16 protein-coding genes are annotated in these 18,817 nt (G+C 68.1%); 7 read left to right on the top strand and 9 right to left on the bottom strand.

The genetic code is table 11. The features are described from left to right. Positions 1-30 precede the first annotated feature (30 nt). The 4 genes from IEX50_RS08860 to IEX50_RS08845 are packed head-to-tail and all read right to left on the bottom strand — an operon-like array spanning position 31 to position 6,406. Complete coding sequence (locus IEX50_RS08860) at positions 31-1,410, bottom strand: efflux transporter outer membrane subunit (RefSeq protein ID WP_184075124.1); 1,380 nt, start codon at positions 1,408-1,410, stop codon at positions 31-33. Between the two features lie 11 nt (positions 1,411-1,421). Continuing rightward, positions 1,422-4,478 carry an efflux RND transporter permease subunit gene (locus IEX50_RS08855; protein WP_229673834.1) on the bottom strand — a complete coding sequence of 1,019 codons (3,057 nt, stop codon included), beginning with the start codon at positions 4,476-4,478 and terminating at the stop codon, positions 1,422-1,424. Continuing rightward, positions 4,475-5,602 carry an efflux RND transporter periplasmic adaptor subunit gene (locus tag IEX50_RS08850; RefSeq protein WP_157176814.1) on the bottom strand — a complete coding sequence of 376 codons (1,128 nt, stop codon included), beginning with the start codon at positions 5,600-5,602 and terminating at the stop codon, positions 4,475-4,477. Before IEX50_RS08850 ends, IEX50_RS08855 begins: the two co-directional genes overlap by 4 nt. Positions 5,603-5,626: 24 nt before the next feature. Next, positions 5,627-6,406, bottom strand: coding sequence for a MipA/OmpV family protein (locus IEX50_RS08845; protein ID WP_229673832.1), 780 nt, complete (start codon positions 6,404-6,406; stop codon positions 5,627-5,629). 213 nt (positions 6,407-6,619) lie between these two features. Between IEX50_RS08845 and IEX50_RS08840 the strand changes: the two genes are divergently transcribed. Then, positions 6,620-7,468, top strand: a complete 849-nt coding sequence (locus tag IEX50_RS08840) for a LytTR family DNA-binding domain-containing protein (RefSeq protein WP_198350667.1) — start codon at positions 6,620-6,622, stop codon at positions 7,466-7,468. 97 nt (positions 7,469-7,565) lie between these two features. Here the strand turns inward: IEX50_RS08840 and IEX50_RS08835 are convergent, their stop codons facing one another. Then, the gene (locus IEX50_RS08835) at positions 7,566-8,093 is read right to left on the bottom strand and encodes a nuclear transport factor 2 family protein (protein WP_198350668.1); all 528 of its coding nucleotides are present in this window, start codon (positions 8,091-8,093) and stop codon (positions 7,566-7,568) included. 225 nt (positions 8,094-8,318) lie between these two features. Then, on the bottom strand, positions 8,319-9,041 hold the full coding sequence (locus IEX50_RS08830) for an SDR family oxidoreductase (protein WP_157176876.1): 723 nt from the start codon (positions 9,039-9,041) through the stop codon (positions 8,319-8,321). Positions 9,042-9,176: 135 nt separating this feature from the next. On the opposite strand from IEX50_RS08830, the gene IEX50_RS08825 reads away from it, so the two are divergent. Further along, positions 9,177-10,040: a LysR family transcriptional regulator gene (locus IEX50_RS08825; protein ID WP_198350669.1), complete on the top strand. Its 864-nt coding sequence runs from the start codon at positions 9,177-9,179 to the stop codon at positions 10,038-10,040. A gap of 122 nt (positions 10,041-10,162) precedes the next feature. Here IEX50_RS08825 and IEX50_RS08820 read toward each other — a convergent pair whose 3' ends face one another. After that, positions 10,163-11,458 carry a M28 family peptidase gene (locus tag IEX50_RS08820; protein ID WP_157176877.1) on the bottom strand — a complete coding sequence of 432 codons (1,296 nt, stop codon included), beginning with the start codon at positions 11,456-11,458 and terminating at the stop codon, positions 10,163-10,165. A 59-nt stretch (positions 11,459-11,517) separates the two neighbouring features. Then, positions 11,518-11,775 carry a hypothetical protein gene (locus IEX50_RS08815; RefSeq protein WP_157176816.1) on the bottom strand — a complete coding sequence of 86 codons (258 nt, stop codon included), beginning with the start codon at positions 11,773-11,775 and terminating at the stop codon, positions 11,518-11,520. Positions 11,776-11,861: 86 nt separating this feature from the next. On the opposite strand from IEX50_RS08815, the gene IEX50_RS08810 reads away from it, so the two are divergent. Beyond that, the gene (locus IEX50_RS08810) at positions 11,862-12,728 is read left to right on the top strand and encodes a PEP-CTERM sorting domain-containing protein (protein ID WP_157176817.1); all 867 of its coding nucleotides are present in this window, start codon (positions 11,862-11,864) and stop codon (positions 12,726-12,728) included. Positions 12,729-12,828: 100 nt separating this feature from the next. Continuing rightward, positions 12,829-13,836 (top strand): LacI family DNA-binding transcriptional regulator, encoded by a 1,008-nt coding sequence (locus tag IEX50_RS08805; RefSeq protein WP_157176818.1) that lies wholly within the window; start codon positions 12,829-12,831, stop codon positions 13,834-13,836. Between the two features lie 362 nt (positions 13,837-14,198). Here IEX50_RS08805 and IEX50_RS08800 read toward each other — a convergent pair whose 3' ends face one another. Continuing rightward, complete coding sequence (locus IEX50_RS08800; protein WP_157176819.1) at positions 14,199-15,614, bottom strand: helix-turn-helix domain-containing protein; 1,416 nt, start codon at positions 15,612-15,614, stop codon at positions 14,199-14,201. Between the two features lie 257 nt (positions 15,615-15,871). On the opposite strand from IEX50_RS08800, the gene IEX50_RS08795 reads away from it, so the two are divergent. From IEX50_RS08795 to IEX50_RS08785, 3 genes are all read left to right on the top strand, one after another. After that, positions 15,872-17,404: an acyl-CoA carboxylase subunit beta gene (locus IEX50_RS08795; protein ID WP_157174687.1), complete on the top strand. Its 1,533-nt coding sequence runs from the start codon at positions 15,872-15,874 to the stop codon at positions 17,402-17,404. 27 nt (positions 17,405-17,431) lie between these two features. Then, complete coding sequence (mce, locus tag IEX50_RS08790; protein WP_157174688.1) at positions 17,432-17,851, top strand: methylmalonyl-CoA epimerase; 420 nt, start codon at positions 17,432-17,434, stop codon at positions 17,849-17,851. A gap of 145 nt (positions 17,852-17,996) precedes the next feature. Beyond that, complete coding sequence (locus IEX50_RS08785) at positions 17,997-18,782, top strand: enoyl-CoA hydratase-related protein (protein WP_157174689.1); 786 nt, start codon at positions 17,997-17,999, stop codon at positions 18,780-18,782. Positions 18,783-18,817 lie beyond the last annotated feature (35 nt).

Below are 18,817 nucleotides of genomic sequence, written 5' to 3'. Positions count from 1 at the left end.
GACGTCTGGGTTCTGAGCGGTCGCCGCTCATCAGCCGAGCGTTCGATTGAGCGCGATGACTGCTCTTGCTGCATCGCCTGATGCGTTCGCCACGCTGTCCCGTGCCTGCAGGAGGCGACGATCCGCTTCGATGAGATCGAGCAGGCCGATCTGTCCGGCACGCCATGCCTCGTCGAGCAACTGACGGGCCCGGGTCGCTGCTTCGACCTCGACCGCATGGGTGGCGACCCGTTCCTTTGCGGAACCATAGGCCACGGCCGCGTTCTCGACATCCTCGGCGGCACGCAGCACCAGCTGCCGGTATCCGGCCAGCGCCTCACGCTCCACGCCACGGGCAGCGGCGACCTCGGCTGCGATCCGCTCGAAGTCGAACAGGCGCCAGCGCAGGCCGAAGGTGCCGCCCACCACGCTGGCTGGCCCCGACAACAACCGCCCCGCGGCGGTCGACTGGAACCCCGCAAGTGCCGACAGCGAGACGCTTGGATAATATTCCGCCAGTGCCTGACCAATCCGGGCATGCGATGCCGCCAGCCTTCGCTCAGCGGCCACGATGTCCGGTCGTCTGCGCAGCAGGTCTCGCGGCGAGCCTGAGGAAGGCAGCGGCATCGTCGGGACCGGGCCGGGCTGGTCGAGCCCGTTGCGGTCGGCTTCCGGCACGGTTCCGGCCAGGACCATGATGCGGTTCAAGCGGACTTCGATGCCGAAGCGCAGGCCGGGCAGGGTGGCACGGATCGCCGCACTGGAGGTGCGCGCCTGCTCCAGTTCCCGAAGCGACGCCTCGCCCGCGGCGTACCGCTGACGAACCAGTGTCTCCAGCCGCTCGGCCGAACGGGTCAAGGCTGTCGCGACGTCGAGCCTGACCTGCAGGGTGCGGAGCTGGACATAGGTATCGGCCACCTCGGCCGCGATTGCGATCCGGGCCGCCGCACCGTCCGCGAATGCGGCCTGATAGTCCTGCCCGGCGGCCTCGCGCGATCGTCGCAGGCCGCCGAACAGGTCGGCTTCCCAGCTTGCGCGCAACGTCGCGTCGTAGACGCTTTCCGAACGGTCGATCCGGATCCCCGGTACCTGGTCCGCGATCGACGCAAGCCCGGTCTCGTTGGAGGCGCGCGTGCGTGACACGCTGGACTGGACACCGCCGCCCGGCCGCAGGGCGGCCTGGGTGGCGCCCACTGCCGCACGCGCCCGATCGAGCCGCGCCAGTACGATTTCGATGTCCAGATTCTGCGCGAGCGCGGCGGTGATGAGGGCCTGGAGCTGTGGATCACCGACGCGGTTCCACCATGGGGTCAGCGGTGCTTCACCGGTCATGGCCGACGCGCGCCACCGATCGGCGACCATCACGTCCGGCCGCACATAATCGGTCCCGGTCATGCAGCCCGAAACCAGCAAGGCGGCGGCGATCGCCAATGCCTTGCGGGTCACGCTTTTCCTCCATCGCCACGAACGAGGAGGAGGTAGAGCACCGGCGTCGCGATGCGGGACAACACAGTGGAGGACAGGAGCCCGCCGATGATCGCGATCGCCATCGGCGCGTAGAGGCCCGATCCCTCGATCGCCAGCGGCAGCAGCCCGCCGATCGCCGTCGCGGACGTCAGCAGCACCGGCAGGAAACGGGTCTGGCCCGCTTGCTCGACGGCTTCGCGCATCCCCATGCCGCCGGCCCGCAGCTGTTCGGTGAAGTCGACGAGGAGGATCGAGTTCTTGATCTCGATCCCGATCAACGCGATCACACCGATCGTCGCCGTGAAGGACAGCGAATAGCCGCCGAGCCACAGCGCCGTGACGGCGCCCAGAAGGCCGAGCGGGACGATGCCGGCAACGACGCCAACCAGCCGGAATCGACCGAATTCGAGTACGAGGATGGCGAGGATGCCCACGACCGCCGCAATCACGGCAGAGATCAGGCCCGCCTCGCCACGCGATTGTTCCTCCGCTTCTCCGCCGGCGCTGACCGCGTAGCCGGGGGGGAGCGGTACGCTTGCCTGTACGCGCCGCAACGCCGCGTCGGCGACCGTCGCGGTGAGATACCCTGGTGCCACGAACGCGCTGAGCAGGACCGTTCGCTGCTGCTGGTAGCGGCCGATCCGCGCAAGCCCGGACTGGATGCTCGGCTGGGCAATGGCGGCAAGCGGGACCGCGGCACCTTCGGCAGCGGGCACCTGGATGCTGTCCAGGCTCGCCAGTTCGTTGCGATCGAGCATCGCAAGCCGCACCCGCACCGGATAGTCGTCGCCGTCCGGATCGCGAAGGCGTGCGGGTTCCTCGCCGGTGAGCGCCAGGCGAACCGTGCGCCGCGCGACGCCGGCCTCCACGCCCAGCGCGGCTGCCTTGGCATGGTCGATCGACAAGGCGAGATCGACACGGTCGGAACGCAGCGGATTGACGATGTCGCGGGTGCCGGGCGTGGCTTCCAGCGCGCGTTCGGTCGCCTGCGCCAGGACCTTGAGCGTAGTCATGTCATCGCCCGAAATGCGGATTTCGATCGGCGCCTCCAGCGACGGACCCTGCGCGAAGAGCACCACGACGATCCGCGCCCCCGGGTAGCGGCCGAAGTCACGCCGGAGACGCGCGATCACCGCTTCCGACTCCGCACCGCGCCATTCCTTGAAGGCGGCGGCGACCTCGCCAAAGGTCGGGTTCGGATCGCGCTGGCGCTGGTTATAGTAAAGCTGCGGGTTGCCGCGACCCAGGTTCGCGGCATGCCACGCAATCGTCGGCTCCGCGGCCAGCCGCCGCTCGACGAAACGCAGGGCGCGGTCCGTGGCGCGCAGCGCGGAACCATCGGGCGTTTCGACCCGGATCAGAAACTGCGGGGTATCGGCCGTCGGGAACAGGCTGCTGCCGATCCGGTCGAGCAGGGGGATGGTGAGGAGGCAGAGCATGACCAGTGCGGCCAACGCCGCCCAGGGCCGATCGAGCGCGCGGTTCAGGAGGGGGCGGTAGAACCGCCGAATTCCATTATCGAGCGCCCTGAGCAGACGATTGCCTTCCGCGGGTTCGGTTGCCGGGAGCATGCGGCTGGCGGCAAACGGGACGACGGTCAGGGCAACGACGAAGGACGCCGCGATGGTCGCGATCACCGCAACGGGAAGCGGACGGATGAACGCCCCTGATCCTTCCGGAAGCGCGACGAGCGGCAGGAACGCCAGCATCAGGCAGGCGGTGCAGCCGGCGACCGCAAGGAAAATCTGCCGGGTCCCGTCGAGCGCCGCAGTTGTGCGGTCCTTGCCGGACCGCAGGTGCCGCGCGATGTTCTCCGTCACGACAATCGAGTCGTCGACGAGCAGGCCCAGGGACAGGACGAAGCCCGCAATGGAAAGCTGGTTCAACCCGAAGCCGAATGCCTGGAGCGTGGCCAGCCCGACCAGCAGCGACAGCGGAATGGCCAGCATCACCACCCCGGCGGCACGCAGGCCCAGCGGCAGCAGCGTGACGGCCACGACGGCAAAGGCAATCAGGAAGTCGCGCGTCAGCCCGTTCAGTCTTCGCCGGACATTGTCTTCCTGAAAGAAGGCGCGTTCCAGGCGAACGCCGCCGGGCAGGCGCTTCTCATACGCCGCGAGCCGGTCCTTGACCGCCTGTGTCACAGGTCCGATCGCGACCCCTTCTTTGGCCGTGGCGGTGACGAGCAGCGCGCGCCGTCCACCGAAGCGGGTCAGATGCTCCGGCTCCCCGGTCGCCCAGCCAACGGTGGCGACGTCGCCGACGCGGATCACGGCGCCATCACGCGCGATGACGGGCACGGTCCGCACGGCGTCCAAGTCGGTGAAGGCACCGCCCTCACGCACGATCATGCGTCGGTCGCCCGCATGGATCGCGCCGATCGGTCCTTCGACGCCCGCCCGTGCGAGCGCATCGCTTACCGCGGTCGGCGCGAGTTGCAGCGCCGCCAGGCGGCGGAGATCGAGAGCGACCCGCAGTTCGGAGCGCGGCGCGCCCCAAACGCGTGCTTCGCGGATTCCGGGTATGCGGCCGATCTCCTCGGCCAGCCGGTCGGCCACTTTCTGGAAGCGACGCATGGGCAGAACCGGACTGACGAGCGCGGCTTCGAAGATCGACGTCTCGCTGGTGCGGTTGCGGAAGACCTCCAGCCGGGTGACGCCGGCGGGCAATGCCGCGCGGAGGCTTTGCGTGACCCGCACGACCTCGTCGTACTTGCGATCGGGATCGTTCGACCAGTCGAACCTGACCGCGATGGATGCTGCCCCGTCGGTGCTCGTCGACTCGACCTCGCTGATGCCGTCCAGCCCGTATGCGGCCTCCTCGATGCGGCGCGAAACGGTCTGCTCGATCTCCTCTGCGGTGGCGCCGGGCAGCGCGACGCGCACCGTCATGTTCGGGACCGGAAATTGTGGATCCTCCGATCGCGTGATCGTCATCCAGGCGTTGACGCCGAGCATCACGGCCAGCAGGCAAAGCATCAGCGTGAACCGGCTTCGCAGCACGAAGAAGGCCGTGAGGCTCGCCGGCGTCACGGGACGTCTTCGACGATCAAGGGCTGGCCGTCACGGACATGACCGGCGCCTGCCGTGACGACGGGCATCCCGGCCGTGATCCCGTCACCGCGGATGACGACGTCATTGCCATCGAAGCGGATGAAGGCGACCCGGCGCGACACCGCACGGACGGGTCTGCCCCGTGCGACGAAGACGGCGCTGTGGCCGCCGTCATCGAAGGCGAGTGCCTCTGCGGGCAACCGCACCTCCCCTGATCGGCGCGGCTGCGATCCTGCGATAAATACCGTGCCGATCATCCCGCTTTCGAGACCGTCGGCTGCGTCCAGCGTCACCTCCACACTTCGCGTTGCGGTGCTGCTGCTGGTGGATCCGCCGATCCGGGACACGTGCCCGCGTAGGAGCGGTGTGTCGGCGTTCAGCCGGAATGTCGCTGCCGAGCCGGGACGAACACGCTGCGCGTCGGCGTCGGGCAGCGGCACGCGCACGATGATCGGGCTTGTCCGGTCGGCGAGCCGGAGCACCGTCTGGCCGGCCGTCACCGTCTCGCCCGACTGGGCGACGCGCCTGAGGATGGTTCCGGATGCGGGTGCCAGAAGCGTGGCCGAACGCGCTTCGAACGCCGCCACCGCCTCGGCCTCGCGCATCTGGCGGGCAATGGTGCGCTGATCCTCGTACAATGAACGCGCGATCGCACCCGTCGCGGCGAGACTCGCGAACCGCGCGGCTGTCCGGTCGGCACGCTGCGCCTCGGCACGGGCGGACGCCAGGCGTGCGGAAAGATCCGTCGCGTCGATCCGTGAGAGCAGGTCGCCGCGTTCGACCCGGTCGCCGTCGTCGACCGTCAGGACGGTAATGACCCCCGGCAGGCGGAAGGCGAGATTGGCCTCGCGCTGACGGGCGACCGTGCCGATGGCGACGATCTGCGTCGTCGGTCCGGATTGCCTTGCTGTGGCAACCCGGACCGGCAGGGCACCGGCATCCGCCGGAGTGGGTACCGCACGATCGGCCGGCCCGCACGAAGCGATCGCCGACGCCATGACGATCACCCAGGCGGGTGCCGGTCGCGGCATGGCAATTCGGGCGAGCAGCCGCGGCGGGCGTCCGGCCAGGCGGCGGACGCCACAGACTTCGTGATGGGTCATGCTGTCGGTGTTCCGCGTCTGCGGTCAGAAACGGAACGTGACGCCCACGCCGCTGGTCACCTGGATCTTGGAGCTAAGCGCGACGACCGGGCTGTCCTGCGCATCGGCAATGTAGCGGCTTGCTCCGATGCGGCCCAGGAGGCCCCACCGCTCGTTGAACTGGTAGCCCAGCGTGGTCCCGGCGGCGACGTCGCGCAGGCCGCTGCCGATGTCGTAAGCGGCAATGCCAGACGCTGCGGCCTGCGCGGGCGTGATCCCGAAATAAGTCCGCATGAACTTACCGGTGCCGTAGCTGACTTGCGCGTCGACGTCGGCAAAGAACCGGCCGGACCGAACGACCGCATAGGAGACCTGGGCGGTGGCGACGAGGCCGTCATGGGCGTCGCTCACATCCTGCAGGACGGTGAGGTCGAACGCCGTTTCGCCGCGTCCACGCGCATCGCCGCCAAAACGGTATCCGACATATCCGCCGACCTCGAACGCCGCTTTCACATCCGGGAGGCGCGAGAGCGGGAACGGCGTATCCCGATCGTTGCGCCGCTGCCGCCGGCTGATGGCGGGACCGAACTGCAGGGGGCTGTCGGCGAACAGGTCGACCCGCGCGCGCAGGCCGCGCAACTGCAACTCCATGCCCCGCCACTCCAGATTGGCAAGCGCGAACGGACCCAGTTGATACTCGTCCGAGCCCTCATATTGCGGCTGCACCGCACCGCCGACCGCGACAAAACCCGAAACGCCGCCACTGTCGTCGGGCTCTTCGGGCGCGATGGTGCTGCCAAGCGCCTGTTGGGCCGCGGCGGGCATCGCCATGCAACTGACGATGGATGCAAATAGGATTGAGACAGCAGACTTGGTCATTCGGTATCCCCTGACGTAGCGTCGATACGGCATGGCGACCGGGTACGGTCATGCCTTGGGCGGGGCGAGCGTCGCTGCGGGATTGCGCGAACGGGTTCGTTAAACTACGCCTGGTTCGTCAAAATACGTCGTCGCCAGCGGTATTCCGGGGAGGGTGAATTGCGCGATTTCGCGAAATTACCGGACCGCGTCCGAGGTGCCGAGTTGCTTGAAAAGGCCGGGATTGCGCTTCTAATCGGATCGGTGCTCGCTTGGCTGGGCCCGTTCGACACCGACGACCAAGAGCCTTTCGTGCGCCTGGGATTCTGGATTGCCATGTCGGTTGCGTGGTTCACGCTCTCGTCCATCGCGCTCCTGGTGTTTGCACGAAGCATGCGGCTCAAGACTTTGCCGGCCCCGGTTCGTCGGCTGCTCCCCGTCGTCGCGACAGCGCTGGTGGGAATGGCCATCGCCGGTTTCGCGCTCCATCACATGGACGGATGGGAACCGGATGTTCAGCGGACCATCGACTTGTTTCTGAAAACGCTTCTGGTCGGTCTGATCGTCGAGACGATCGGTACTGCGTTGCTCGAGCGGCCCGCTAGGCAGGAGATTCCGTTCGGCCAGGATTCTACCGACCGCGAGTCCGAGACCGTTCAGCCCGACAACTTCCCCGAACCCGTCCAAGATGTTGACGTTGTCGATGCCCCCCTCGCGCGCATCCCCCCCGCGCTGCGGGAAATGATCATCTGCCTGCAGATGGAGGACCATTACGTCCGCGCGCATACCGACCACGGATCCTCGCTCTTCCTTATGCGCCTGTCCGATGCGATGGAAGAGCTGGGCCAGGTAAAGGGGATGCGCGTGCATCGATCCTGGTGGGTCGCGTCGGACGCCATCGTGGTTGTCGAACGATCAGGGCGCGCAGCGCAGTTAACCTTGCGCAACGGATTGAAGGTCCCGGTTTCCACGCCTTATATAGCGCCAGCTACTGCCGCGGTCTCGGCGCGCACCGACCGTCTGCCGTGACGCGACCGCTTGGATGGGACGGCCGAGGTCCTCCACCAGCGGTAGGACCTCGGCCGAGGCCACCCGGAACACCGCAACCACGTAGCGGAGATATGGTTCAGCGCCGTGCGGCCGGGCGGACATTGCGCAGTACGGCGTCGTAAGCGGGAAGGTCTAGGAAAGCCCTGGCGGTCACGACCTTGCCGTCACGCATGGTGAAGAACCAGGCGTAGGTATTGCGGTAAGGTTTTCCATCGTTCGTTTGGGCAACGCCGTCGAAAACGGTGATGACCTCGTCACCATCGGCGTACATCGATCGCACGGTCGGCTTCAGCGGCACCGAGACGCGCGCACCGAAGGGAGCCAAGGCTTTCTCGACCAACTCGGCCTTGCTCCGGTAGGTTTTCGCGTTGGGTCCGCTGCCCTGGATGGTCCAAACCACATCGTCGGCGAGGATGTCGAAGAAGTCGGTACCCCCCGCTGCCCAGGCGTCGAAAGCGCGCCGCACCGTTGCCTTGTTGCTGTCATGCGTTGTCTGGGCGGTTGGCTGCGCCGTTGCGGCACCGGGCAGTGCCATAACCATCAGGGCTGCGGAGAGAAGGGCTCTTGTCATCTCTGGTTTCCTCATTCTGGATTGACCGATCACGACAGGTCTCCTGTCGCTGGATATTGTTGGTCGCCGCACGCATGTTCGGACATGATCGATCAAGCGCGTCGGACCCGACAGGAGGTTTCGCGGTAGCCGACGTACACGGGATCGCCGGCGGACGCCGTCATCCCGCGGCTGAGGGTGGCGGACGCCATGATCACGCTCGCACCAAATGGACGTCCGCCGCCATCCAGATACAGGCGCAAGAAGATGGTGCGTCTTTCACGCCGGGTTTCCAACCGGGCGCACCACGATCTCGGTCGTATCGACATCGGCCGGCTGAACGATCGCATGGAGGATGGCCCGGCCAATCGCGTCGGGCTGGAGCGCGACCGCACGGTAAGCCGCCATCTCGCGGCGGGCGACCTCGTCCGAAATGCCGTCGGCGAGTTCGGATTCGACGACGCCGGGACATATGCTGGTGACGCGGATACGATCATTCTCCTGACGAAGGCCGTCCGAGATGGCCCGCACCGCGAATTTGGTCGCGCAATAAACCGCTGCGGTCGGGGAGACATGCAGTCCGCCGATCGAGGCGATGTTGATGACGTGGCCGGCGCCTTGTGCGTTCATCGTCGGCAAGACGGCCGCGATGCCCCACAAAACGCCCTTGATGTTCACGTCCACCATCCGCTCCCAGTCATCGACCTTGAGCGAGGACATGGGCGAGAGCGGCATGACACCGGCATTGTTGACGATCACATCGATGCGGCCGAACTCGTCGACCGCCGCCTGTGCGAACGCAGCCATATCTTGGCGATCCGTAACATCGAGGCGGCGGACTCGGACTGTGCCGCCCGCCGCGGCAATTTCGGCACGGAGCCGTTCAAGCCGATCGGTGCGCCGCGCGCCTAGCACGATTGTCATACCTGCATTCGCCAGCACGCGGGCCGTCGCCTCGCCGATGCCGCTGCTGGCGCCGGTGATAAGAATGATCTTGTCCATGGTTCTCGCTTTCCAGTGCTGACCGGAAAGATAGCTTGGCATAGACAACTCGACTATTGCCGCAATCCTGCATGCCTTGGTAAGTGACGCTGGACAATGAAAGTCGATCTCAATGCCCTTGCCACGGTGGCGGTCGTGGCCCGCGCGCGCAGCTTCCGTGCGGCGGCCGATCAACTCGGCGTCACCCGATCGGCGGTAAGCCAAGCGGTTCGCAAGGTTGAGGATGCACTTGGAACGGCGGTGCTGCGCCGGACGACGCGCAGCGTTGCGCTGACCGAAGCGGGCGAGGCGCTCCTGGAGCAGGTCGCGCCGGCCCTGGCCGAGATCGATGCGGCTACGCAGATCGCTGCCGCGCAGCAGGGAAGACCAACCGGCCTCCTGCGCCTCGCCGTGTCCTCCATCGCCGAGAGCTTCTTGTCAGGGGACCTGCTGGCGTCGTTCCTGAGCTCCCACCCGGGTATTCGGCTTGACGTTCTGGTGACCGACGCCGAGTTCGATATCGTCGCGGCCGGGTTCGATGCCGGCGTACGCCTGGGCGAGGTGATCGAGCGCGACATGATCGCGATCCCGGTCAGCGGTGAGCAGCACCAGATCGTCGTCGCCGCTCCAGCTTATCTGACGGCCGCCGGAACGCCGCTCCACCCGCGCGAACTGACGCAGCATCGTTGCATCGGCTGGCGATCGGCGGTCGAGGCGGCGCCATATCGTTGGGAGTTCACCGAGAAGGGGCGCGACTTTGCGGTCGCTGTGGAACCGGAGATCACCAGCAACGACATGGCCCTGATGGTCAGGATGGCTCGCGCTGGTGCCGGCCTGACGATCGGCATGGCCGAAACTTTCGCGCCGCTACTGCAGACCGGGGAGCTATGCGCCATTCTCGAACCCTATTGTCCGCCTCTGCCTGGCTTTTATCTGTTCTATCCCAGCCGACGTCATTTGCCGATGAAACTGCGCGCGCTCGTAGATCATGTCCGGGAGCGGCGTAACGGGTGCAGCTGACCACCGCTCGGCAACCGCCTGGCGTGGGATTGCCGCGGGCGGTGCGTAACGTTCGCGACAGGCTTGGATCGAACGGGGAGGGGCTGAGTTTCGCCGGGTAACGCGCGCGACGTTCGCTTGGCTTACCGCCGGGGCGCAGCGCCCGCGAAGGTGACGACGCTTTCAGCGCCACCGGCCGCCAGCGACGAGACGCCGACGAAGGTGTCGTCGATGTTGATGTTCATCAGGACCAAAGTCGTGGTGGCGGCGGGGACGTCGCGGTGGTCGGTCCAGTCGGACTTGTCGGCGCGGCGGTAGCGGATGCGGTAGCCGGTGGCGGCGGGGACGGGGGACCAGGCGACGGTCGTGTCGGCCTTCAGCGCGCCGGCGATCGTCACGCCGCTGGGGGCGGCGGGGGCGTTGGCGAGTTCGCGGGCGACGGCCAGGTTGAGCGCGGTGACTTTTGCCAGATAGGGGAAGTCGACGCCGTCGATCGTGTCGCCGAAGCGCGTGCCGGCTTCGGTGCGGAGGTCCTGATGCTGGCGATCGTAATTCTCGACGGCCTCGCTGAACCGGACGGCGGGGTAGCCGGCTTCGAGGAACGGGGTCTGGTCGCCGCCGCGGCCGAAGCGGTCGGGGCGGTGGACGGTCACGACCTCCAGCGCCGCCGTGTTCGGCGTGCCGACGCGGCGGACGAGCTTGGCAAGCGCGCGCGAGGGGCCGTCGTCCTCCGCGCCGATCTGGCGCATCGTTTTCGCGGCGGGCAGGTCGGCGGCGGCGGACAGGCTTTCGCTGAACACGCGGATGCGGTTGGCGACATGATCGCCGCCCTGGCCGTGGGTGTTGCCGACGATGTCGTTGTTGAGCACGCCCGCGACCTGCCAGCCGCGCTTGGTGGCGAGATCGGCGAGGAGCTTGCCGCCCCACAGACCCTGTTCCTCGCCCGAGAGCAGCGCGTAGACGATGGTGGCGGGAAAGCGCTCCTTCGACAGGATGCGCGCGGCCTCGATCACCAGCGCGCTGCCCGATGCGTCGTCGTTCGCGCCGGGGGCGTCGGCGGTCGCATTCATGACGTCGGTGACGCGGCTGTCGATATGGCCCTGGATTATGATGACGCGGTTAGGATCGGTCGTACCGCGCTGGATGGCGATCACGTCCTCGACCATCACGCCGGCGGGGGCGCGGGGCCCTTCGAACCGCTGCGCCGGGCGTTCGACGGTGAGGCAGTTCTGGCAAGCGCGGGAGATGGCCTGGAAGCGGTTGGCGCCCCAGGTGCGGGCGGCGCCGATGCCGCGTTTCGGGTCGGTCGCGGACGACAGCGTGTGGCGTGTGCCGAACGAGACGAGCGCGGCGACGGACTTCTTCAGTTCGGCCGGATCGGGAGCGGGCGCAGCCGCGACGAGTGAGACGGCGGACGCGGCGAGGAGCAGTGATTTCATGGCGCGCAAGGTGCGCAGGGCGGCGGCACCGGTCAAGCCGTTATGCCGCCGCGGAGGCGTCAGATCGTGAGGTGATCCTTGGGGGCCGGGTGCGGGGCCTTGCCGGGCTTACGGTTGGTGTAGAGCAGAGCGGCCACGATGGCGGCGGACCCGATGCCGACCGCGGCGCCGGCAATCAGGCGATTGCGGTCGCTGGACGAGGCGTGGGGCTCGGCCGCGGGGGTCGCGGGCGTCGGCGTTGCCACGTGGCCATGCGGCGCGGGTTGGATGGGGAAGGGCGAGACGGACGCGTCGGGGACGGGGGGCGTGTGGGACATCGGGCGATCCTCCATGACAGTGCGATGACAACGTAGACCGCCGGTTGCGGTTCATTCGTGGCGCGGATGCGGCTAGGATACGGCAGATGAACGGAGACTGGCGGATGCTCATACGGACGATCGCGGCGCTCGGGATTCTGGCGGCGGGCGGGCAGGCGGGGGAGGAGACGATCCTGTTCGTCGGCAACAGCTTTACCTACGGGGCCAATTCCGACGTGCACCGGTACCGCGCGGACAGTGTGACCGACCTGAACGGTGAGGGGGTCGGCGGCGTGCCCGCGCTGTTCAAGACGTTCGCGGACGAGGCGGGGCTGGCCTACACCGTCAGCCTGGAGACGGGGCCGGGCAAGGGGCTGGGCTGGCACTGGCGCGGGCGGCGCGGGCGGATCGACGCCAAGTGGGACCACGTCGTGATGCAGGATTACAGCACGCTGGACGTGGCGCGGCCGGGCGATCCGACCGCGCTGGTCGATCATGCGGCGCGGCTGGCGGGGATGTTCCGCGCGCGCAATGCGAAGGTCGATGTGCGGCTGGCGTCGACCTGGTCGCGGGCGGACGAGACGTACAAGCCGGGCGGGCACTGGTACGGTCGGCCGATCGCGGCGATGGCCGACGATGTGCGGGCCGGGTACGACCGGGCCGGGCGGGCGGCGCGCGCGACGGTGGTGCCGGTGGGGCAGGCCTGGACGCTGGCCATGACGCGCGGCGTGGCGGACCCGAACCCGTATGACGGCACGACGTTCGGTCAGCTCGATCTGTGGTCCTGGGACCAGTATCATGCGAGCAGCGCGGGCTATTATCTGTCCGCGCTGACGATCTTCGGCAGCGTGACGGGGCGGGACCCGATGTCGCTGGGGCGGGGGGAGCGCGCGGCGGCGGACCTGGGGCTGTCGCCGGATCAGGCGGTGGCGTTGCAGCGGGTCGCGCATGACCGGTTGGCCGCCGAACGCTGAGGACCTGAAGGGGCGTCGCTTGCGTTCAGGGCGCTGTTCGTCGCAGGAGGGGCGCGCCGCCGCGATCACGCGGGCGGGGCCAGCGGGAGTATCCTGATCGATGCGCATCACGATCCGCGACGTTTCCGAGGCGGCCGGCGTGTCGTTCAAGACCGTGTCACGCGTGCTGAACAAGGAACGCCATGTCCGCCCCGCGACGCGCGAGCGGGTGGAGGCGGCGATGAAGGCGCTGAATTTCCGGCCGAGCTATGCCGCGCGGGCGCTGGCGGGGGCGCGGTCGTTCCAGATCGCGCTGATCTACGACAATCCCAGCCCTTATTATGTCCACACGATCCAGATGGGGGTGCGCGCGCGCTGCCTGAAGGACCGGATCCGGATGATCGTGCAGCCGTGCGACCTGACGTCGCCCGCGCTGGCGGCGGAGATTGGCGGGCTGATCGACGAGACGCATGTCGACGGGGTGATCCTGGCGCCGCCGCTGGGCGATATCGCCGCGGTGACGGACGAGCTGGACCGCCGCGGCGTGGCCTATGTGCGGATCGCGCCGGGCGACCCGACCGCGGCGGAAGAGCGCGTGACGATGGACGATGCGGCCGCGGCGGCGCTGATGATGCGGCACCTGATCGGGTTCGGGCATGTGCGCATCGGGTTCATCAACGGGCCGCTCGATCATGTCTCGGCACAGCGCCGGCTGGAGGGGTATCGCAGCGCGTTGGCCGAAGCGGCGATCGCGGTGGACGATGCGCTGGTGGTGGCCGGCGGGTTCGATTTTGAGACGGGCGAGGCGGCGGCGGGGGCCTTGCTGGACGGGGCGACGCCGCCGACCGCGATCTTTGCGGGCAATGACGACATGGCGGCTGGCGCGCTGGCGGCCGCGCACGCGCGCGGGATCGCGGTGCCGGACGCGCTGTCGATCGCGGGGTTCGACGATATCGACCTGGCGCGCGCGGTGTGGCCCCCGCTGACCACGATCCGCCAGCCGATCCATGCGCTGGCCTATGCGGCGGCGGATCTGTTGCTGGATACGGACGAGGGGGACGCGGCGGGGGCGGTGCCGGATTATGAGCTGGTGGTGCGGGGGTCGACCGGGGTCTGTCGGATGGGGTGATACGGAACGCCGTTCGGTTCGAGCCTGTCGAGAACTGCGCAAGTTCTCGACAGGCTCGAACCGAACGGGGAGGGGGTCGTCGTTGCTCGGCCTGTGGTGGGTGAGGCGGTGTAGGCTTCTCGGCTTCGCTCGAAGGGTCCCTCGACTTCGCTCGGGATGGACGGGCTTTGGGGTCGGGTCTTTCTGCCCTTCAATCCCCCCGCCCGTTTGTCCCGAGTAGGGGCTGAGCGTAGTCGAAGACCCGTATCGAAGGATGGGTTGGGACTGCTGCTTCGATACGAGCCCTCGATACGCGCCAAGGGGCGCTACTCGGTCTCTACTCAGCACGAACGGAGTTGGGGGGGCGTGACTTCGCGACCTGTTCAGAGCACGCGGTACGGCACCACGTCGCGGACATCCGGGTCTACCGCGATGGCGCGGTCGGCGGGGGGGAAGGCGCGTTGGTCGCAGTCGGGGCGGGGGCAGAGGCGGCAGCTGATGCCGATCGGGGTGGGGGTGGCGCCGATGCTGTCGGCGTAGATGAATTCGGCGGCGTGCTCTGCCTCGCAGCCGAGCGCCACGGCGTAGCGACGGGGGGCACGGGCGAAGCTGCCGCTGGGTTTGACGAGGCCCTTGGCCATCGAGACGTAGCGCACGCCGTCGGGTGTTTCGGCGAGCTGGACGAGGATGCGGTCGGGGATCGCGACCGCTTCGTGGACGATCCAGAGCGGGCAGGCGCCGCCGAAGCGCGCGAATTGGAGGCGGGTGGCGCTGTGTCGCTTGGTGATGTTGCCGGCCATGTCGACGCGGCAGAAGAAGACCGGGATGCCGCGCTGGCCGGGACGTTGCAGCGTGGAGAGCCGGTGGCAGGCCTGTTCGAAGCTGACGTCGAACCGCTGGCAGAGCCGGTCGATATCGTGGCGGGTGGCGCGCGCGGCGCGGGCGAAGCGGGCGTAGGGCATCAGCAGCGCGCCCGCGGCATGGTTGGCGAGGCCGATGGCGAGCAGCGGGCGGGCGGCGGGGCTGATGTCCGCGTCCGCGACGATGGCGGCGATGGTGTCGACCTGTGCGGCGGCGGCGATCTGGTGCGCGAGGAGGAAGCGGCGGCTCTCGTGCGGGAGGGCGCGGTTGAGCGTGAGGGTGCGTGTCGCGGGGTCGTAGCGCCGCATGGGGGCGTCGGCTTGGGGGCTGTGGCGGACCTGGATCTCGAGCGTGGTGAGGTGGGTGATGAGGGCTGAGGTGGTGGGGGTTTCGGGCTCGCTTGTGGTGTCGAACGCGGGTGCGTCGATCAAGTCGTCGGCGGCGCGTTCGGCGGCGCGGTCGAGCGGGTCTACATAGTTGCCGGCGGCGTGGAACCAGTCGCGGACTTCTTCCCAGGGGAGGCGGGTGGTGGTGGCGAGGCCGGAGGCGGTGGCTTCGTCGGCGATCTGGCGGCGTTCCTCGGCCGCGCGCCAGGCGGCGTGGAGCGCGAGGAAGCGGTCCGCCAGCGCGGGGGTCTGTTCGGCGGTGCGGGCGAGGCCTTCGGTGGAACCCAGGGCGGCGAGGATGGGGTCGGCGAAGGCGTCGGCGAGCGCGGCGCGGCGGCGGGCGGGGGCGTCGTCGTCATCCTGCCAGTCGAGCGGGAAGTGGCGGGCAAGGGCCGCGGCGACGGTGGCGGTGACGGGGCGGTCGTCATTTTCGAGTTGCGAGAGGTAGCTGACCGAGACGCCGAGGCGCTGGGCCATGGCGGCCTGGCCGAGGGCGGCCGAGCGGCGGAGGGTCTTGAGGGTTTGGCCTGCGAAGCGGCGGGGGGTGGGCATTTTTTGGCTCCGGTGGCGGGACGGTTCTTTCTCCCCTCCCTTTCAAGGGAGGGGTTGGGGGTGGGTGGGACAGGTCCGCGTTTGCAACGCTGGTGGGATCTGCCCCGCCCGTCGCTACCCACCCCCCGACCCCCTCCCTTGAAAGGGAGGGGGAGTAAGAAGGTTTATTCTGCAAACTCGCCCTTCGCAACTTTGCAAGTTCACATTTGCGTGAGCGGGCGCAGGGTGGGAGGAGGTGATCCCACAAGGAGACGAGCGTGCTGGCGATCCTGGAACGGTTGGAAGCGAAGCGGGCGGAGGCGCGGGCCGGGGGCGGGCCGGCGCGGGTGGCGGCGCAGCATGCCAAGGGGCGGCTGACCGCGCGCGAGCGGCTTGACGTGCTGCTCGACGCCGGGTCGTTCGAGGAGCTGGACGCCTATGTCGAGCATAACTGCGTCGATTTCGGCATGCAGGACCAGGTGTTCCCGGGCGACGGGGTCGTCACCGGATCGGGCACCGTCAACGGCCGGCTGGTGTTCGTGTTCAGCCAGGACTTCACGGTGTTCGGCGGGTCGCTGTCCGAACGCCATGCGCAGAAGATCTGCAAGATCATGGACATGGCGCTGAAGGTCGGTGCGCCGGTGATCGGGCTGAACGACAGCGGCGGCGCGCGGATCCAGGAGGGCGTCGCGTCACTGGGCGGCTATGCCGAGGTGTTCCAGCGCAACGTGCTGGCATCGGGCGTCGTGCCGCAGATCTCGGTCATCATGGGGCCGTGCGCGGGCGGTGCGGTGTATTCGCCCGCGATGACCGACTTCATCTTCATGGTGAAGGATTCGAGTTACATGTTCGTCACGGGCCCCGAGGTAGTGAAGACCGTCACCAACGAAGTGGTCTCCCAAGAGGAACTGGGTGGTGCCGTGACGCACTCCACGAAGTCCGGCGTGGCCGATGTGGCGTTCGAGAACGATATCGAAACGCTGCTCGCCACGCGGGACTTCGTGGATTTCCTGCCCGCGTCGAACCGGGCGGAGCCGCCGGTGCGGCCGACGACCGACCCGTGGGACCGGCTGGAGCCCGCGCTCGACACGCTGATCCCCGACAGTTCGAACAAGCCGTACGACATGCGCGAGCTGATCGCGCGGGTGGTGGACGAGGGCGATTTCTTCGAGACGCAGCCGACCCATGCGGGCAATATCCTGACCGGGTTCGGGCGGGTCGAGGGGCGCACGGTGGGGATCGTCGCGAACCAGCCGATGGTGCTGGCCGGCGTGCTCGACATCAACTCATCCAAGAAAGCCGCGCGGTTCGTGCGGTTCTGCGATGCCTTCGGGATCCCGATCCTGACGTTCGTCGACGTGCCGGGGTTCCTGCCGGGCGTGGCGCAGGAGCATAACGGGATCATCAAACATGGTGCCAAGCTGCTGTTCGCCTATGCCGAGGCGACGGTACCGAAGATCACCATCATCACGCGCAAGGCCTATGGCGGCGCGTACGACGTGATGGCGTCGAAGCATCTGCGCGGCGATCTGAACTATGCGTGGCCGACCGCGGAGATCGCGGTGATGGGCGCGAAGGGCGCGGTGGAGATCATCTTCCGCCGCGAGGCCGGCGACCCGGAGAAGATCGCGGAGCGGACCGCGGAATATGAGGCGCGGTTCGCGAACCCGTTCGTGGCGGCGTCCAAGGGCTTCATCGACGAGGTGATTATGCCGCATTCGACGCGGCGACGGGTGGCGCTGGGCCTGCGCAAGCTGCGCGGGAAGGTGCTGGAGAATCCGTGGAAGAAGCATGACAATATTCCGCTTTGAGGCCGCTGATCCTGTGGGGATGACGTCATGACCATCGGCCGGTTGAACCATGTCGGGATCGCGACGCCGTCGATCGAGGCTTCGCTGGCGGTGTATCGCGACGTGCTCGGCGCGACGGTGGGGGAGCCGTTCGACCTGGCGGCGCAGGGGGTCCGGGTGTGCTTCGTGGACCTGCCCAATACGCAGATCGAGTTGATCGAGCCGTTGGGGGAGGCGTCGCCGATCCATGGGTTTCTGGCCAAGAACCCCGCGGGCGGGCAGCATCATGTGTGTTTCGAGGTGGACGATATCGCGGCGGCGGTGGCGGACATGGCCGCCAAGGGTGCGCGGGTGCTGGGGGCTCCGCGGATCGGGGCGCATGGGACCTTGGTGGTGTTTCTACATCCCAGAGACATGGGCGGGGTTTTGGTTGAGTTGATGGAAGCGCCGATCGGGGCGGGGCATTGATGGGAATTACCAACTCTAGTCCCGTCCATGCCGAGCGCAGTCGAGGCACGCTCGCCGAGCGTAGCCGAGGCGTTGGCTTCTCGACTGCGCTCGAAGGGTCCCTCGACTTCGCTCGGGATGGACGGATGGGTTTGGGAGTGACGCTGTGACCGAATATGGCACCATCCGGTACGCCCACGACGAGGCGGTCGCGACCATCACGCTGGCGCGGGCGGAGCGGTTGAATGCGATCGTGCCGGAGATGCTGGCGGAACTGAGTGCGGCGTTGGCCCGCGCGGTCGACGAGGGTGCGCGGGCGGTGCTGATCGCGGGTGAGGGGCGGGCCTTTTGCTCGGGGGCGGACCTTGTCGCGCGGAGCGATGGGGGGCTGCCGGCCGATCTGGGGCAGATGCTGGAGACGCATTATAATCCGCTGGCGGTGCAGCTGGCCGAGCTGCCGATCCCGGTGGTGACGGCGGTGCAGGGGGCGGCGGCGGGGGCGGGATGCTCGCTGGCGCTGCATGGGGACTTCGTGGTGGCGGGGCGGTCGGCCTATTTCCTGCTGGCGTTCGTCAATATCGGGCTGGTGCCGGACTTCGGCGCAACTTGGCTGGTGGCGAAGGCGGCGGGGCGGGCGAAGGCGCTCGAGATGATGCTGCTGGGTGAGCGGGTGCCGGCGGAGTTGGCGCTGGATTGGGGGATGATCCACCGTGTGGTGGAGGATGAGGCTTTGCTGGTGGAGGCGCGGGCGCTGGCGGTTCGGCTGGCGGCGGGGCCGACGCGGGCGATGGGGATGATCCGGCGGGCCGTGGCTGGGGCTTTGACGACGCCTTTGGTGGATGTGTTGGCGCGGGAGGCTGTGGACCAGCGGGCGGCGGGGCGGACTACGGATTTTGCGGAGGGTGTTATGGCTTTCGTGGGGAAGCGCAAAGCGGAGTTTTCGGGGCGATGACGATGGTTCAAGCACGACAGGCCCCCCTCCCTTTT

Source organism: Sphingomonas prati (assembly GCF_014643515.1).
GTDB lineage: Bacteria > Pseudomonadota > Alphaproteobacteria > Sphingomonadales > Sphingomonadaceae > Sphingomonas_R > Sphingomonas_R prati.
The sequence above is the reverse complement of the archived record's forward strand: the minus strand, read 5'-3'. Positions and strand labels throughout refer to the sequence as shown.

Excerpts from the sequence above, each read along its gene's own strand:
- IEX50_RS08800 (WP_157176819.1), bottom strand. The coding sequence starts at position 15,614 with ATGCCCACCCCCCGCCGCTTCGCAGGCCAAACCCTCAAGACCCTCCGC.
- IEX50_RS08830 (WP_157176876.1), bottom strand. The coding sequence starts at position 9,041 with ATGGACAAGATCATTCTTATCACCGGCGCCAGCAGCGGCATCGGCGAG.
- IEX50_RS08845 (WP_229673832.1), bottom strand. The coding sequence starts at position 6,406 with ATGCCCGCCGCGGCCCAACAGGCGCTTGGCAGCACCATCGCGCCCGAA.
- IEX50_RS08805 (WP_157176818.1), top strand. The coding sequence starts at position 12,829 with ATGCGCATCACGATCCGCGACGTTTCCGAGGCGGCCGGCGTGTCGTTC.
- IEX50_RS08810 (WP_157176817.1), top strand. The coding sequence starts at position 11,862 with ATGAACGGAGACTGGCGGATGCTCATACGGACGATCGCGGCGCTCGGG.
- IEX50_RS08820 (WP_157176877.1), bottom strand. The coding sequence starts at position 11,458 with ATGAAATCACTGCTCCTCGCCGCGTCCGCCGTCTCACTCGTCGCGGCT.
- IEX50_RS08850 (WP_157176814.1), bottom strand. The coding sequence starts at position 5,602 with ATGACCCATCACGAAGTCTGTGGCGTCCGCCGCCTGGCCGGACGCCCG.
- mce (WP_157174688.1), top strand. The coding sequence starts at position 17,432 with ATGACCATCGGCCGGTTGAACCATGTCGGGATCGCGACGCCGTCGATC.
- IEX50_RS08815 (WP_157176816.1), bottom strand. The coding sequence starts at position 11,775 with ATGTCCCACACGCCCCCCGTCCCCGACGCGTCCGTCTCGCCCTTCCCC.